General features: G+C 46.9%; 16 protein-coding genes. 5 read left to right on the top strand and 11 right to left on the bottom strand.

Features of this window, described 5'->3' with window-relative positions; all coding sequences use genetic code 11:
- Position 1: 1 nt before the first annotated feature.
- Genes panP through mpl form a run of 6 tightly spaced genes read right to left on the bottom strand, consistent with a single transcriptional unit; the run spans position 2 to position 6,003 of the window.
- Positions 2-1,651 (bottom strand): pyridoxal-dependent aspartate 1-decarboxylase PanP, encoded by a 1,650-nt coding sequence (gene panP / locus CWI73_RS08150; protein ID WP_126752324.1) that lies wholly within the window; start codon positions 1,649-1,651, stop codon positions 2-4.
- Entirely contained in the window at positions 1,652-2,326 is a 675-nt protein-coding gene (trmB, locus tag CWI73_RS08145) for a tRNA (guanine(46)-N(7))-methyltransferase TrmB (RefSeq protein ID WP_126752323.1), read from the bottom strand.
- Positions 2,326-3,102 (bottom strand): ABC transporter permease, encoded by a 777-nt coding sequence (locus CWI73_RS08140; RefSeq protein WP_126752322.1) that lies wholly within the window; start codon positions 3,100-3,102, stop codon positions 2,326-2,328. The genes trmB and CWI73_RS08140 overlap by 1 nt, the downstream gene beginning before the upstream one ends.
- A complete protein-coding gene (locus tag CWI73_RS08135; protein ID WP_053953867.1) occupies positions 3,099-4,028 on the bottom strand; it encodes an ABC transporter ATP-binding protein in 930 nt (309 codons plus the stop codon). The genes CWI73_RS08140 and CWI73_RS08135 overlap by 4 nt, the downstream gene beginning before the upstream one ends.
- Positions 4,029-4,036: 8 nt before the next feature.
- Positions 4,037-4,657, bottom strand: coding sequence for a flavin prenyltransferase UbiX (locus CWI73_RS08130; protein WP_053953866.1), 621 nt, complete (start codon positions 4,655-4,657; stop codon positions 4,037-4,039).
- Positions 4,657-6,003: a UDP-N-acetylmuramate:L-alanyl-gamma-D-glutamyl-meso-diaminopimelate ligase gene (mpl, locus tag CWI73_RS08125; RefSeq protein WP_126752321.1), complete on the bottom strand. Its 1,347-nt coding sequence runs from the start codon at positions 6,001-6,003 to the stop codon at positions 4,657-4,659. The genes CWI73_RS08130 and mpl overlap by 1 nt, the downstream gene beginning before the upstream one ends.
- 150 nt (positions 6,004-6,153) lie before the next feature.
- On the opposite strand from mpl, the gene CWI73_RS08120 reads away from it, so the two are divergent.
- The 5 genes from CWI73_RS08120 (at position 6,154) to CWI73_RS08100 (ending at position 10,172) form a co-directional block, all read left to right on the top strand.
- The gene (locus CWI73_RS08120) at positions 6,154-7,137 is read left to right on the top strand and encodes a class 1 fructose-bisphosphatase (RefSeq protein ID WP_126752320.1); all 984 of its coding nucleotides are present in this window, start codon (positions 6,154-6,156) and stop codon (positions 7,135-7,137) included.
- Positions 7,138-7,220: 83 nt separating this feature from the next.
- A complete protein-coding gene (ppa, locus tag CWI73_RS08115) occupies positions 7,221-7,751 on the top strand; it encodes an inorganic diphosphatase (protein ID WP_053953863.1) in 531 nt (176 codons plus the stop codon).
- Between the two features lie 26 nt (positions 7,752-7,777).
- Positions 7,778-8,476, top strand: coding sequence for an ABC transporter ATP-binding protein (locus CWI73_RS08110; protein WP_126752319.1), 699 nt, complete (start codon positions 7,778-7,780; stop codon positions 8,474-8,476).
- Positions 8,473-9,705, top strand: coding sequence for an ABC transporter permease (locus tag CWI73_RS08105; RefSeq protein WP_126752318.1), 1,233 nt, complete (start codon positions 8,473-8,475; stop codon positions 9,703-9,705). The genes CWI73_RS08110 and CWI73_RS08105 overlap by 4 nt, the downstream gene beginning before the upstream one ends.
- Positions 9,702-10,172, top strand: a complete 471-nt coding sequence (locus CWI73_RS08100) for a DUF3299 domain-containing protein (protein WP_126752317.1) — start codon at positions 9,702-9,704, stop codon at positions 10,170-10,172. The genes CWI73_RS08105 and CWI73_RS08100 overlap by 4 nt, the downstream gene beginning before the upstream one ends.
- Here the strand turns inward: CWI73_RS08100 and CWI73_RS08095 are convergent.
- The 5 genes from CWI73_RS08095 to CWI73_RS08075 form a co-directional block, all read right to left on the bottom strand.
- Entirely contained in the window at positions 10,166-12,379 is a 2,214-nt protein-coding gene (locus CWI73_RS08095; RefSeq protein WP_126752316.1) for a GGDEF/EAL domain-containing response regulator, read from the bottom strand. The two genes, CWI73_RS08100 and CWI73_RS08095, sit on opposite strands and share 7 nt — an antisense overlap.
- Positions 12,380-12,467: 88 nt before the next feature.
- On the bottom strand, positions 12,468-13,157 hold the full coding sequence (locus tag CWI73_RS08090; protein ID WP_126752315.1) for a TIGR04219 family outer membrane beta-barrel protein: 690 nt from the start codon (positions 13,155-13,157) through the stop codon (positions 12,468-12,470).
- A gap of 21 nt (positions 13,158-13,178) precedes the next feature.
- Complete coding sequence (locus CWI73_RS08085) at positions 13,179-13,592, bottom strand: copper chaperone PCu(A)C (RefSeq protein ID WP_126752314.1); 414 nt, start codon at positions 13,590-13,592, stop codon at positions 13,179-13,181.
- Between the two features lie 44 nt (positions 13,593-13,636).
- Positions 13,637-13,954 (bottom strand): Sec-independent protein translocase family protein, encoded by a 318-nt coding sequence (locus CWI73_RS08080; RefSeq protein WP_126752313.1) that lies wholly within the window; start codon positions 13,952-13,954, stop codon positions 13,637-13,639.
- A gap of 157 nt (positions 13,955-14,111) precedes the next feature.
- Complete coding sequence (locus CWI73_RS08075; protein ID WP_126752312.1) at positions 14,112-16,583, bottom strand: TonB-dependent receptor plug domain-containing protein; 2,472 nt, start codon at positions 16,581-16,583, stop codon at positions 14,112-14,114.
- Between the last annotated feature and the right edge of the window lie 177 nt (positions 16,584-16,760).

Below are 16,760 nucleotides of genomic sequence, written 5' to 3'. Positions count from 1 at the left end.
CTTAGTTCAGCATACCGAGTTCACGCATCTCGGTATGCAACGCCCCTCTCAGACTGGTTGCTTTGGATGCGATTTCACGCTGCTCTTCCAGTACTTCCTCGAGCATGTCGTGCGTCGTTAGCGGGTTCGCCAGCACAACCCGGAATACCACAGTAGGCTCATGATGATACTGTGCCGGCGTCAATTTGGTTCGCGACACAAATGAACGTCCGGTTTCACGCTGACGCTTTTGAATGTAACGCGTTAACGCATTTAAGTGCGGGGTTAAACGCGCCAACTGCTCTGGTGTCGCATTTTTAAGCGCCTTTTTGACTCTTGCCGGTACAAAGCGATAGGTCAGTATACAAAGCTCCGGCTCGGTAATGACCTCAAAGTCATCCTGCTCGCTAATAAGCTTCGAGAAATAACGCGCTTTATCAATACTGTTGTTAATTAGCAGCTCATAACCCCGGCGTCCTATCACGTGCATAGCGGAAAAGACCATCATGGCCATGCCCGCCCGGGAGCCTTCCATTGTATGCGAGCCGAGGTCTTTAGAGCCCTGTCGAATAATATACTCGGCATGGTGTTCTATCGACTTCACCAGCGACGGGTTCTTAAACAACACCAACCCCGCGCCCATAGGCACATACATTTGTTTATGAGCGTCAATGGTAATACTGTCGGCACGCTCAACACCATGCAATAGCGAACGGTGCTGCTCAGATAACAGCGTTGCGCCTCCCCAGGCGGCATCGATGTGAAAGTGTGCGCCAATGTCTTCTGCAACATCGGCCATTTCGTCCAACGGGTCGATGTGTCCTGTTTCTGTGGTACCAGCCACACCAACCAGCGCCAGCACTTTGCCGCCTTCCGCTGCTATTGATTCGCAGGTTTCACGCAGCTTATCGATACGAATGCGGTTGTTGCTGTCCGTTGGCACTGAAACTAAGTTGCGGCGCCCAATACCCAAAACATCAGCGGCTTTACTCAACGAGTAATGCCCTCGCTCAGAGACCACCACCGTCAGGCGTGAATAACCATAGTGCTGCAAACCTGCCGCTATTCCGTCCGCAGCAATGCCACCGAAGTTACCGTCGGCCTGTAACAACCGGTTTCGGGCGACCCACAAAGCCGTCATATTGGCGATAGTGCCGCCTGAGCAAAAGGCACCTAATGAGTGTTGTGCGCTATGCATCCAACGGTTATAGAATGCAGCTTCTTCTCGGTAGACCAAATGATGCAGCATACCAATAACATTACGTTCTAAAGGCGTAAACGCTTTCGAGGTTTCTATTTTTACCAGATTTTGATTCAGCCCAACCATCAACTTCGCTAACGGCAACAGGAAGTAAGGCAAAGCCGATGTCATGTGGCCAATAAATCGCGGCGAAGCGGTATGTACTGAGTGCGCTACCAATTTATCGAGCAAAAACTCGGTATGGTCAGAAACGAATTGCGGCTCTTCCGGAATTTGCGAACGATCGAAGTCCCGTTCAATTTCCTGCAAGGGTTTCTCGCGCGCAACGATATGATCGCCAAGAAACCCCATAAGATTCTCTGACAAATGCTTTTCAATTTTACTCAGTGTTGAGTCGGGCGCTTCAGGAATCGTGAAAATGCGGTAAAGCGACTCTTCACTGACTTCAGCCACGTCTGATTTAGAGCTCAATTAGGTCTCCTTCGATAAATCTGCATCGAGTTGCCACAACGGCTGGCCACTAGTTTTATATTTTCGCTCAAAAGGTGTCATCACTTCTTCGTTACTTTTAACAAGTGACACTTGTGCCTGATAGCCACTCACCATAAGTGCTTGTGTCACTTCCAGCAAGTAAAGGCTCCAGTTTGAACGCATATGCAACTGCCCACCAAGCGTGACAACATCTTTCCACACCGGGCTGCCATGCCAGCGGCGCGACAAATGAGCGGCCTTGGGCCATGGGTTCGGGTACAAAATACAATGCTTTTCAAGCTCCCAGCCCGCCTGATTTGCCAGCCGCCAAAAGTCGATAAGATCAGCCCTAACCACCCAGTAGCGCTGGCCTTTCTCATTATTCTGATAATGACTATGACGTGCCAGTCGGTGCGCTGACTTATCAACACCAATGACCATAGCGTCCGGATGTTGTGCTGCCAGTTTCGCTGTGCTTTCACCAACACCACAGCAGGAATCTAAAATAACCGGTCCCTTCCAGTCTTCAACCTGAGTATTAATTTCCTCAAATGCTCTCAGGTTATGCTCCTGAAATGGCTTTTTGAAAACAGTATTTAAGTGGCGCTCAACCACGCCTACAGTGTCTTCGTGTGGCCCATGCTGGTTACTGCTTACTGGCCTTGCTTCATTCATTACGAGCGAATTCCTATACCTTTATCAAGGATGTAGTACGCCATTGCAAAAAACAGCACATTAAATCCGACGAGTACCGCAATAGCGATACCAATACCAACGTCCGACTGACCTAAAAAGCCGTAGCGGAAACCGTTCACCATATAAAGCACCGGGTTGGCCATAGACACTTTTTGCCAAAACTCCGGCAGCAAGCTTACCGAATAGAATACCCCTCCCAGATATGTCAGAGGCGTCAGTACAAAAGTTGGTACTATGGATATATCGTCAAAGGTTTTACCATAAACGGCGTTAATCAGGCCGCCTAAGCAGAATAATGTCGAGGTTAATACCACCGTCAAAACAACGTATCCAACATGAGCAATTTGAATATCGGCGAACAGGAACGATACGCAAGTGACAATAACAGCCACTATCATCGCCCGCGCCATGCCGCCACCGACATAGCCCGCAATAATGACCGAGGTAGGCACCGGCGACACCAGCATCTCTTCAATATTGCGCTGAAATTTAGCACTGAAAAACGAAGAAGCGACGTTTGAATAGGAGTTGGTAATGACCGACATCATAATAAGGCCCGGTACAATAAACTCCATGTAGCCAACACCACTCATTTCACCAATACGTTCACCGACAATGCTACCGAAAATAACAAAGTACAGCGTCATGGTAATTGCAGGCGGCACCAGCGTTTGCACCCAAATTCTTAAAAAGCGGGTGCACTCTTTTATCCAAATGGTCTTCAATGCGATAAAGTTAGATGCTGAATGACTCATTGCGCAGCCTCCTTCTGACGACCCTGCTCAACCATTGAGACAAAAAGCTCTTCAAGTCGGTTTGCTTTGTTTCGCATGGATAATACTTTTACCTGTTGTTCGCTAAGTTGCTCAAACACACGGTTGAGGCCGGCATCCTTATCGACTTCGACTTCAATCGTGTGGTCGTCTGTCCAACGATGATTAAAGCCGTCAATGGTCGCACCATTGTGACCAGGCTCAATATCGAGAATAAAGGTTTCCCGACTGAGCGTCGCCAATAGACGCTTGATTGAGGTGTCTTCCACGATTTGGCCCGCATCAATAATGCCAATATTGCGGCAAAGCATTTCCGCTTCTTCGAGATAATGCGTTGTCAAAATAATGGTAATGCCCTGCTCGTTTATTTTGGTCAGGTAGTCCCACATTGAGCGGCGCAGCTCTATGTCGACACCGGCAGTAGGCTCATCCAAAATCAGTAGCTTCGGCTCGTGCAGTAACGCCCGGGCAATCATTAAGCGGCGTTTCATACCACCGGACAAAGAACGCGCAGGTTCATTTCGCTTGTCCCATAAACCTAACTGTTTCAGATACTTTTCTGAGCGTTCTTTAGCAAGTTGTCTGGGCACACCATAGTAGCCAGCCTGGTTCACCACTATTTGCTGAACTGTTTCGAACTGGTTGAAGTTGAACTCCTGTGGTACTAAACCAATTTGACGTTTTAAATCCGCTAACTGTGTATCCAGATCATACCCAAACACGCTCACTGTGCCCGCGGTCTTATTCACCAACGAAGAAATAATACCGATAGTCGTCGATTTACCTGCACCATTAGGCCCAAGCAATGCATAAAAATCGCCTTCTTCTACCGACAGATCGATACCTTTTAGGGCTTCAAAACCACCTCGGTATACTTTTCTTAACCCTTTAATTTCTAGCGCTTTCATACTCTGTACTATGACTCCTTTGAGTAGCCCCAACGCGCAACCAGCTTCTGCTCTAACCCTAAATGATCAAGCACTCGGGCGACCATAAAATCAATTAAATCGTCAATGCTCTCAGGCTTATGATAAAAGCCAGGTGCTGCCGGCATTATGGTGACACCCTGCTGACTTAGCTGGAGCATGTTTTGCAAATGTATGGTCGACAATGGCGATTCGCGAGGAACCAAAATAAGCTGCCCACGCTCTTTCATAACGACATCGGCGGCCCGCTCTATAAGCGTATTGCTACTGCCACAAGCTATTGCCGATAAGGTGCTGGTTGAACAGGGACAAACCACCATTTTCCCGGGCGCAGACGAGCCGGACGCCACCGGCGAAAACCATTCTTCTTTACCAAAAACCTGAAGCTTATCGTCGCTGGCTGAAAAGTATTTACGTAATTGTTCAGCCGCTTTGTCAGGGGCGGCCGGCAACTGCATACCATGCTCGGTTGCCAGAACCACTCTGGCTGCGCTGGATATCAACAAAAACACCTGTTGATCCTGATCAAGCAAGCATTGTATCAAACGCAGTGCATAAGGTGCACCCGATGCGCCGGTTATCGCGACCGTGACTCTATTATCCTGTTTCATTAGGCCTCCTGGCTTTGTTGCAACGCATTGAGAAAGCGCTGGTGTAAACCATCAAAGCTACCATTACTCATTATAACGACAGAGTCCTCCGGCTGCGCTTCATGTAGCAACCCCTCGAGTAATTGCCCGGTGCTAGTGAAAACGTGTGCATTCGGTAACACCCGCGCCAGCTCCCACTTTAAGCCGTCAGGCTGCAGTACAAAAACCTCATCGGCAGCCCTCAACGCTTCTTCCATCGCGTCAGCATGAACACCCATTTTCATGGTGTTTGAGCGTGGTTCCAGTACCGCAACAATGCGCGAATCAGGCAGGTGAGAGCGCAAGCCTCTCAGCGTTGTTTTAATTGCGCTGGGGTGATGGGCAAAGTCATCATAGACTCTTATACGGTTATGTTCGCCAATCAGTTCCATGCGTCGTTTAGGGCTTTGAAAGCGGCTTAAGGAGTCAGCACTTTGTTCCGCCGGAACACCAACATGACGAGCTGCAATAATAGCCATCATGGCGTTATTAACGTTGTGCTCACCTAATAAAGACCATTCAACGGTTGCGACCGCGTCTCCCTCATGCATCACCTCGAAGGACGTGCCATCCTCGTTGTTGAGCTTTGCAGACCAGTCTTTACCCAGCTGGACTTTGTCGCTCCAGCAGCCACCGTCAACAACTTCGTTTAACGCCTTGTCTTCGGTTGGATAAATAACCTGACCGGAGTCTGGCACAACACGCAGCAAGTGCGAAAACTGTCGTTTAATGGCGGCAAGATCATCAAAGATATCGGCATGATCAAATTCGAGATTATTCAACACCAGTGTGTCGGGGGCATAGTGTACAAACTTCGAGCGCTTATCGAAAAACGCCGTATCATATTCATCGGCTTCAATCACAAAAAAATCCGACTCGGTCAACCTTGCACTGACAGAGAAGTTTCCCGGCACACCACCAATCATAAACCCTGGATTATAACCGTTATCCTCCAGAATCCACGCCAGCATACTGGCCGTTGTGGTTTTACCGTGGGTTCCTGCAACCGCCAGAACCCAGCGTTGGGTCAGTATATTGTCATGCAGCCATTGCGCACCAGAGACATAAGGAAGCCGCTCACGCAGTACTGTTTCAACCTCTGGATTCCCCCGGCTCAATGCATTGCCGATAATAACTAAATCGGGCTTAGGTTCTAAATTCGCTTCGGCATAACCTTCCATTAACTCGATGCCCAAATTTTCCAGCTGAGTGCTCATTGGTGGGTACACGCTGGCATCAGAGCCTGTTACTTTATGTCCAAGCTGCTGGGCAATAGCGGCGATACCGCCCATAAAGGTACCGCAAATACCGACGATATGAATATGCATGCGTCAATCCAATTCATCTATTTGTTACTGAAGCGAAAGTGTACCACGTCAAAAACGCCAAACAGGATTTTTACTAAAAAATAAGGTATCATTTGCGCCCTCGAAAACATGTCGTTTAACGCACCAACATTTTAAGCTGCAGGAACTGTTATGAAACGCTTATTGCCTACACTGAGAGCCGACCAAACCAGCGAGTCGCTCATATCCGTTATTAACACCATTCAAATTGCAGCCAAGGAAATTTCGTTCCGACTTCATCAGGGCGCACTAGCCGGTGTGCTGGGCTCAACGCTGGATGAAAACATTCAGGGAGAAACTCAGAAAAAGCTCGATGTGGTAGCCAACCAACTGCTGAAAAGTCTGTTGCTGGAGTCGCCTAATGTACACGCCGTCGCTTCCGAAGAAGAAGACTCCGTTGTCGACAGCCCTAACTCCGGCCATTACCTGGTCGCTTTTGACCCACTCGATGGTAGCTCTAATATCGATATTAACGGCGGCGTAGGCACTATCTTTTCGATACTAAGAAAGCCGGAAGGTGAAGAGACCAGCGAGTCAATGTTCCTGCAACCGGGTAAGGCCCAAGTTGCCGCAGGTTATGTATTGTATGGTCCGGCTACCATGATGGTGCTCACTACCGGTAAATCGGTACGGATTTACACACTGGACCAAACCGTTGGCGAGTTTTTGTTAACGCAAGAAAAAGCAGAAATTCCAAAAGACACGACAGAGTTTGCTATCAACATGTCAAACCGCCGCCACTGGGCGGACCCAATTAAAGCCTATATCAACGACTTACTCGAAGGCAAAGAAGGGCTGCGCGGCAAGAACTTTAATATGCGTTGGAACGCAGCCATGGTGTCTGACGTACACCGGGTGCTTTCTCGAGGCGGATTGTTTACTTACCCGTGGGACGCTCGTAAGCCCAAGAAGCCTTTCAAATTGCGTTTAATGTATGAAGCAGCCCCCATGGCAATGTTGGTTGAAAAGGCTGGCGGCAAAGCTTCGGACGGCTATCAGCGTATTCTGGATATTGTGCCTGAGCATATTCATCAACGGGTTGCCGTTGTACTGGGCTCTGCAAACGAAGTTGACGTTTGCATGGAGTATCATAAGAAATATCCGAAACCGTATTAGACCTTTAGCGATATTGCACGATAAAGCCGAACAGCTATAATCGCGCAATCTGTATAACTTTTATATTGAAAATAGGAAGTATTATGAGCTTAGGAAACGTACCTGCAGGTAAAAACCTGCCAGAAGAAGTCAACGTTATCATCGAAATTCCGGCAAACGCCGACCCAATTAAGTACGAAGTCGACAAAGACACAGGTGCATTAGTGGTTGACCGTTTCATGGCAACGCCAATGTTCTACCCTGCAAACTACGGTTTCGTTAATGAAACCTTGTCACTCGATGGCGACCCGGTTGACGTTTTAGTACCAACCCCATACCCACTGCAAGCCGGCTGCGTGATAAAATGCCGTCCTGTTGGCGTATTAAAAATGACTGACGAGTCTGGTGAAGATGCGAAAGTTATTGCTGTTCCTGTCAGTAAACTGACCAAAGAATACGATCATATTAATGACGTGGACGACTTGCCAGAGCTCTTGAAAGCTCAAATTACTCACTTCTTCGAACGTTATAAAGAGCTTGAAAAAGGCAAGTGGGTTAAAGTAGACGGCTGGGAAAACGCAGCGTCAGCTAAAGAAGAGATTAAAACGTCATTTGAGCGCGCTCAGAAGTCGTAAATTCTTAACGTTAGAAGGCAGTATCTATGATCGCCGTTTCTGTTCGTGATTTAAGCTTCTCCTGGAAGCGCAATGAACCCGCCACATTAGAAATACCCGAGTGGCAAGTACAGAACGGCGAAACTCTGCTTTTACGCGGCCCCAGCGGTAGTGGGAAGTCCACTCTGTTATCGCTGCTGGCCGGCATTAATACACCGCAAAAAGGTGAGTTGAGCCTTTTCGACACACCGCTTTCTAAACTTTCCGGACGCCAGAGAGATCGGTTCCGGGCCGATAACATCGGTTATATCTTTCAGCAGTTTAATCTTTTGCCTTATTTGTCTGCATTGGACAATGCTTTGTTAGCTTGTCAGTTTTCAAGCATTCGCAAAGAGCGCATTGCAAAGGCTGGCGAGACACCAGAAGCCTCAGCTCACAATATGTTGAAACGTTTAGGTTTAAGCGAGAGCCAGATTCAACAGCCCGCGCACTCCCTCAGCGTCGGTCAGCAACAACGGGTTGCTGCTGCACGCGCTTTGTTAGGCGCACCACCACTTTTAATCGCGGACGAGCCGACATCAGCACTCGACGCTGAGCACCGTGACAGCTTTATTCAATTGCTTCTCGAACTGTCCGCTAAGAACAATACTACGGTGATTTTTGTCACGCATGATGCCGCTTTATCTCGCTACTTTGACTCCCATGTTGAACTCAATGACCTCAACAAAGCAGGAGTAACGGCATGATAAAGCTGGCCATTAAAAGTTTGCTGAATCGCCGTGCGAGTGTTCTGCTGACTGTTATTGCTATTGCAGTCAGTGTCACCTTGCTACTTGCTGTCGAACGCACGCGAGAACAAGTGCAAACAAACTTTGCTAATACGGTCTCGGGAACGGACTTAATTATTGGAGCCAGGACCAGTCAGATACAGCTGCTGCTGTCGTCCGTTTTTCATATTGGTAGCATGACCAACAACATGAGTTGGGATGCTTTTGATGACATTCGTTCACGCCCCGCAGTGGAGTGGGCAGTGCCAATTTCACTGGGTGACAGCGTCGGCGGTCTACCCGTTGTTGCCACTACTGAGGACTACTTTAAACACTTTAGATACGGTAGTAAGCAGTCACTAACCTTTGCTTCCGGCGACGCTTTTAAAGGTGAAAATCAGGTTGTACTGGGCGCTGAAGCTGCGTCTAAATTAAACAAGAAAGTCGGTGATAACATTACCATTGCGCATGGCAGTGGTGGCATTAGCTTTAGTGAACACGATGATCACCCACTAACTATCGTAGGTATTTTAAAACGCACAGGGACACCCGTTGACCAGACTATTTTAACCAGCTTAACGAGCCTTGAGGTTATTCATGGTGGCGAAAGCCATGACGAACATGACCACGGTGACAGCCACGCTCACCCTCCTGCAGAGAGCATTAGCGCTGCATTACTCGGGCTCAAAGCCAAACCGCTGGCGTTAAGGCTTCAACGACAAATTAACACCTATAAACCGGAGCCACTCACAGCATTATTACCCGGTATGACACTGCAAGAGTTGTGGAAGACTCTGCGCGTATTCGAACAAGCGTTAACCGTTATATCCTCGATGGTAGTACTTATTGGGTTACTAGGCATGCTGACCATTATGCTTGCCAGCTTACGGGAACGCCGTCGCGAAATGGCGGTCTTAAGAGCAGTAGGAGCAGGGCCGGGCACTGTCTTCGGTTTGTTAGTCAGTGAAGCTTTGTTACTGACATTGGTAGGCGCCGCAAGCGGGTTGGCTTTGCTGTACTTGCTCGAATGGTCGCTGGCCGGCGTTATTCAGTCGCAGACCGGCATTGTTCTGAGCTTTGCATGGCCAACAATAGCTGAGTGGTGGCGCTTAGGGCTCGTGGTAGTTACCGGTTTTGTGTTAAGTTTAATTCCAGCCTGGCGAGCGTATCGCCAGTCTTTAGCAGACGGACTTACGGTGAAAGTATGAAGCAGTTATTAGCGTTAATGTTTTTGGTCGTTGCAATGCCGACGTTCGCAGCGGAGAAAATTGGCTGGAAAGACTTAATTCCTGAAGGTTTTACTCCACCACCGGTTAAGCCTCAGTCTTACTATGACGCTAACCCTGAAGAGGATAAGCAAACTAACTTAGATGCACCTGTGGTTGAGTCTTTGGATGGCAAAAACGTACGCATACCCGGTTATGTGGTGCAGCTTGAAGGCGACGCTGACAACGTCACTGAATTTTTGCTAGTGCCTTATTTCGGCGCCTGTATTCACGTGCCACCACCGCCGCCCAACCAGATTATTCATGTTGAATACGAAGAAGGTGTCCCTTATGAAAACACCTACGATGCCGTATGGATTGAGGGTACGATTAAGGTGGAACGCAAAGAAGGCGACCTAGCCGTCGTTGGCTACACTATGGATGCCGACTCTGTTGAGGTATATCAGTAAGAGTCTTTTTGCTCTTTCAATAATTGAATAAGCTCATTAGCCGGCATGGGCTTGGCGAAGTAAAAGCCTTGCCCCTCCCGGCAGTCCAGACCAATGAAATAATCCCGCTGCTCTGTTTCTTCAATACCTTCCGCCAGAATTTCCAGACCCAGTCGATGGGCCATATCCACAATAGTCTCAATAATGATTTGCCCGCTTTTATGGGCGGAGTTATTCACGAAGGTTTTATCAATTTTAATTCGGTTAAGCGGGAGTTTCTGTAAATAACTGAGCGAAGAAAAACCGACACCGAAATCGTCAATAGCAACTTTCACGCCTTGAAGCTTGAGTCGCTTTAAAATATCTGCGACTAACTCAGGCTCTTCCATCAGAATGCTTTCTGTAATTTCCAGCTCAACACGCTCAGGCGATATACCTGACTGCTCAATTTGTCGCTCAACCAATTCGGGGAAGTCCCGTTTTCTGAACTGCGGAACCGATACATTAATGGCGATACGTAAGTTAGGCAGGCCACTTTCATCAAAGGCTTGAATTTGTCGGCAAGACTCTTCGATGACCCAGGAGCCAATATCGACAATAAGCCCCGAGTACTCCGCCAAGGGAATAAACTCAGCCGGTGAAATAAAACTTCCATCGCTCTGTGGCCAGCGCAATAGTGCTTCAACACCAATAATTTCCTGAGTCTTCAGGTCAACCTGGGGCTGATACCAGACCTGCAGTTTTCTATCCGCAAAGTCAGCTCTTAACTTTCTGATCAGTTCGAGACGACGCTGAGTCTCTTGTTCCATAATGGGTTCATAAAAATCGAAGCGCTCGAATGAATGAGTTTTCGCACTTTTAAGTGCAATATAAACCTGCTTCAAAAGACCTTTACCGTTAACTCGTTCGGTATTTTCCGCCGAGGTAAAGCCACAGGTGACTTGCAGCGGTATGTAATGCTCGCCGGCTCTGAACGGCAACATAAACAGTTGGTTAAGGTTGTCTGGCGTGACGATAGCTTTAGGACCTGTTATGCCAAAAACATCCGCTGAAATTCTGGAAACAAAGACTTCATTACCAAGTTGTTCGGTAAGTCGAAGCGCAACGGAACGTAGCAGTAGATTGCCTATATCCTGGCCGAGGCCATCGTTCACATCTGAAAAGTGGTCAATATCCACCACGGCTATGGCGGTTTCCTGGCAGGGCTTTTCAGAGATAACCTGAAGCTTTCGCGTAAATTCAGCGCGGTTAGGAATGCCGGTTAGCGGGTCAAGATAAGCAGCAGTGCGTAGCTCTTCAAATAAATTCGCATTTTCAAACCCGACAGCAATATTGGCTAAAAAGACTTCCAGCAACTCCTGATCGTACTCAGCCACTTTTTGGTCAGTCTCAATATAGGCCGCAGCCTGATGCTCTTGCCCGTCGATGAAAAATACCGTTGCGTGCTCTGTCTGAATGTGTCGCTTTTCATTCAGACACTGACGAACAGATCTTTCTATTTCCTCAGAGTTTAGCGTCGATAAACTTTTATGTATGCTGTTCGCAAAGTGACCAGCAGCCCCCAGTACTAAAATATCATTATCTTTATGAGGAGCTCGTGCGCCGACAATGCCTTCTGCGTTTAGGCCAAGCAGTGAAGCAATTTGAGTAACGACACCTTCGGAAAAATTCACTATGGAGTGCCGTTCCATCAAATTCGAAGCAGAATGAATAATTTTTCTTAAGCCACGGCGATTTTCATTAATGGTTTTTAACTGTTGGTAAGAACGCACCGCCGAGAAAACAGTGGTTAACAGGCGACTACGAGTGAGTTCAGTTTTTGTTTTATAGTCATTGATGTCATACGCTTTTACGACATTTTCTTCCGGTGCATACCCGGGCTGTCCCGTTCGCAACACAATACGTATTTCATCGTTAGCGAGCTTTTCTCGAATATCCTGCGCGACTCTCAAACCGGCGTCGTCAGTTTCCATAACAACATCCAGTAAAATCATAGCAACGTCATCGTGCTCGCTTAAACGATCGAGCGCTTCGCTACCGCTATACGCATGCAAAAATTGAAGGGGTTTGTCTGAAATAATGACATCGGCGAGAGCCATTTTTGTGACAGCATGAATCTCCTGATCATCATCGACAATCAGGATTTTCCAAAAGTCCTTGGGCTTGTCTACCTTGATCTCTTCATCGTCATCATGAAGGAACAGCGGCTCATCTGGGGGACTGCTCATTCGCCTTCCGCTTAATTCGTTACAAACATCTAACAATTTAGCTTATAAGGTTGTACAACTGCAAGCGAATAAGCAGTATTCGAGTTATTTAGAAATGTACTTCCAAGCCCACAAAAGGACCTTTGAAGGTGACGTCAGAATAAATATCGTCAACATCATCTAATTCAATGACAGAGTGGCGGTAACCGGCATGCAGATTCAAATCGATTGCCAGGTTTTCAACCAAGCGATATTCGATACCAATTTGGGCATCCTGTACTTTTGAATCCTTCACGCTTAAAGCACTGGCTTCTGCAAACAGAGTTAGTTCGGTCATTGGGATACCAACACGAGTTGCAAGATAAGCTGTGGGAACAGTGACCGAGAAGTCCTGTCGACCAAAAGTCGTGCTTACCGGTGTACGAACCGTACCGTCAAAGTCCATTGCATTAATACCCGCGTCAAACGAGATAATGTCGTTATCGAAAAACTCGTAATAAAAAATATAGTCACGGTGGCTAAAGTCATTACGCCCATACCCACCATCAAACTCAAGTGAGTTCTCACGTATCTTTACGTTAGGGATTAATGGGATGGGGTGCTCTAATGCTACGTAATAACTGCCTTGCCCCTTATCTTCAAAGCCTGCGTCATATCCTTCTGAGCCTACCACGTATTCACCGCTGGCATCGGTATCCCAGTATTGGCCACCAAGATATAAACCTAAAACAGTGTCAGCGTTTGCTAGTGTCGGCGTTAACGCTAAAGTAGCGGCAACCATAATGCTTTTCTTGTACATGTTCATCCTTAATACGACGTTTTATTTAACACGAATAGTAATTGGCTGGGCTTCACCATTGGTAAAGTGTAATTGCAAATCAAACGATTGCCCACTTTTCAGCGGTGACGAGAGTCCAAATAACATAAAGTGATAGCTTCCGGGTTCAAAGGTTATTTGTTCATTTGGAGGTAATTCAAGCGCCTTTACCTGTTGCATCGACATCATTCCATCGGTCATCACATGAGTATGGACTTCTATCTTGTCTGCAACAGACCCCCTCACGCCCTTTATAATCAGAGCTTCTTGAGATGGGTTGGTTAGCTTGCCGTAAGCGGCTCCATTTTCCGCTCCGGGTATGCTTTCTCGCGCCCACCCCTCAGAAAAGCTAACAACATCGGCATATACCACCGATGTTGTTAGTAGTAAAAATATACCAGCCAGTAATGTGCGCATTGTTATTCCAATAATTAGCTAATAATGCACTATCTTACACTTAATTATGGAGCCCTAGAAACCCTCGGTTTGCGAAACACTAAGTAAAGAACGAAAAGACAGAGTAAAAGTGGCCAGAAAAAACTAATTCCACTTAGCACCAATGCTATAAACGCTGCGCAGAAGCCAAGTAGCGTACTACCAAACACCGTTGTAACTACGAAAAACACACCGCCAACAATGAGTAACCAAACAATTAATGAAACTGACAACTCTACAGCAGCTCCTAAAATAGACCCTGCTAAACCAATAATCTCATCCCCAAACAATAGAAACGCAATAACCGCAATTACAATGAGCCAAACCGTTTTCTTGTCGGACATAATCTACTCCACACCTATTAATTCACTTTAATAGTATTGCTTTCATAAACCATGCCAACGAGTAACCAGTTGTTTTCCCGGGGTTTTATCGAAAGTGAGGTTGCCGAAAATAAAAAAACCGCCAAATAATGGCGGTTTTTACTAAGTTTTCGAGAATTTAAAACTTGTACTCGACTTCGGAATAGAAGTAAGCACCGTTGAACCCAATGGGAGAGTTCGTATTAGGGTACTTAAATATCGTGTCAAACGCGCTCTCTACAGGTTGCTCTTCTGGATACTCACTAAACACGTTCTGACCGCCAACAATTAAGCTTAGGTCATCAGAAAATGAATATTTTACTGAAATGTCAGTCACCCAATTTGGACCGTACGTATCGTTGGCTTCTTCAGCCGTTTCACCAGCGTCATAGTCACCAATAATGTAAGTTCCAAAGTAATTAAAGCGTACGTCTGTTTTCCAGTTTCCTAGTGAGTGAGTAAAGCCCAAGGAACCACTGTGATCCGGTGTTGAGTCGGTCATTCGCACTTTCTCATCATAATCGAATAATACCGATTCCAGCCCGTCAAAAAGTGGCGGCAAATTAACTGACTCTATTTCCGTGTTATTAAAGCCATAAGCAAGTTGTGCTTTTAGCTCACCAAAGTCATTTAAGCTAAATGTCTTGCTCGCAACAATATCCAAGCCTTCTGTTTTTGTATCAACTGCATTGATAAAAAATCGGGCATTTTCTGCGGACACCGTGCTTAGCGCATCGGCTACAGCCGGCGAGTCCCCCGGAAGCACTTGGTTTGATAAAATAATGCGGTCATCAATATTGATTCGGAAATAGTCTAATGTAATGGCCAAACCGTCATAACCATTCCAGACAATACCTGCGCTGATACTGTCAGATTCTTCTGGTTCAAGATCAGGGATATTCAAAGCCTCTGTAACCGGACTCAGAGAGTTAAAGGTTCCAGAGCGTTGCAGAACTGTCTCACCATCAACATCAACAGCCAAAGTCGAGATGTTGGTGAAATAAAGTTGTTGGGCACTGGGTGCTCTAAAACCGGTATTAACCGCGGCACGTACCGCTATTCTGTCCGTAATGTCGTAGCGTCCGGATACCTTCCAGCTCGTATTGTCACCAAAGTCTGAATAGTCTTCATAGCGTACCGCTGCACCCCACATAAAGTCTGTAGTTAGCTGGTTTTCGGTTTCGAAGTACACGCCAACATTGTCACGGCTTTGGTTAACTTCTGCGTCAGGTCTAAAGCCTGTGTAGCCCTGACTCCCGCCGGCAAAACCATTTATGGCATAATCGGCTTCGTAATTTCCTTTTATATAGGACTCTTCTTGGCCAGCTTCAATCTGGTAAGTGTTGTCTCTGTAGCTTACGCCAAAGGCAACCGATAAATCAGAATTGTTCATAAACGGGACAAAACGCTGGGCATCGAACGTGATATTTGCCTCTTCATTAGTCAATGTTCCCGCATCGAACGACGTTGGCGTTACGTCGGGTCCCAAAGATGCATTCAATGAGTTTTCAACGTTGTACTGGAACTCACTAATACCATAACCACCACTAAAATCTAAAGTCCATTCCCCTAGGTACCACTCGTAGCCGGCGTAGGTAGAATAGTCTTTAACATCTGGTGCTAGAATAGGCAGAAACCCGTCAGGATAGATCTCTGGTAATGTTTGGCCAGCATCATCCTCATAAGCGCCATTTTGAATCGCTCTTCTGTAAAAAGCCCCGGACTCAGATTTGCGGTCACTCATGCCGCCAAAGGCATAAAGCCTACCTTCGCCCAAAGTCATATCGAAGTTAGCAAATAAAGAGGCATTCTCGTATTCAGCTTGGCCAATATGAAAACTTTGTCTATCAAAAGTCTCTTCTCGGGGATCTGGGTCACCGTTTTCAAGCAATGGATACTGTTGCCGAGTATCTGGCCCGGCTCTATTGGTACGGTTTTTGTGGTGAAGCTCTCCAGACAACGTCAACGCGCCGTCTTCACCCACCGAAAATCCCGTACTAGCCGATGCGCGCCATTGTTCTCCATCGCCTTTATGTGTTTGGCCAAGCTGAAAGCTCGCACTTCCGCCCTCTGAATTGTCTTTCAACACAACGTTAATGACACCAGCAATAGCGTCCGAACCATAAAGTGCAGCAGCGCCATCTCTTAAGACCTCAATCCGTTTTATAGCGGACATTGGTATTGCGTTAAGGTCAACGTTTGAGCTACCTCTCCCTGTTGTTCCATTTAGGTGTACTAAGGCAGAGCTGTGACGACGTTTCCCGTTGATAAGCACAAGCGTATGATCAGGCGATAAGCCTCTTAATGAGGCCGGTCTAACAGCGTCACTGCCATCCGTAATAGAAGATGATGGGAAGTTAAAGCTTGGTACCGCATATTGGAGGGCTTTTGCAGTATCAGTCATCCCTGTGGCGGCTAGATCTTCTCCGCTAATAATGTCGACCGGAGCTGCACCGTCAGTAGCAGTTCTCATTGACAAACGAGAACCGACAACCTGGATAACCTCTTCAACTTCTGCACTGTCATTTGTATCAGCACTTTGTGCTATTGCCGTTGGAGCGACAAGAAAGCTACTAGCCAAAGCTAGTGTTATAGGATTTATACGTTTCATACTGCTGTTCTCCCCATTTATATGTCATTTTAATATAGCAGTTAAAACGTAATTTGGTTCAGTCCTGTTAGCGATGACATATGAACATTTGTTATAAGTATCCTGAGGCTATTGCATCAGGTGAGATGGGAGTCCCACCCAGAAGACGGGCATAACAAAGCCCCCAGCATCAGCTGA

The sequence above is a fragment of the Idiomarina piscisalsi genome (assembly GCF_003987095.1).
Lineage (GTDB): Bacteria > Pseudomonadota > Gammaproteobacteria > Enterobacterales > Alteromonadaceae > Idiomarina > Idiomarina piscisalsi.
Note: the sequence above shows the minus strand (reverse complement) of the source record. Positions and strands in the feature narration are given on the sequence as shown.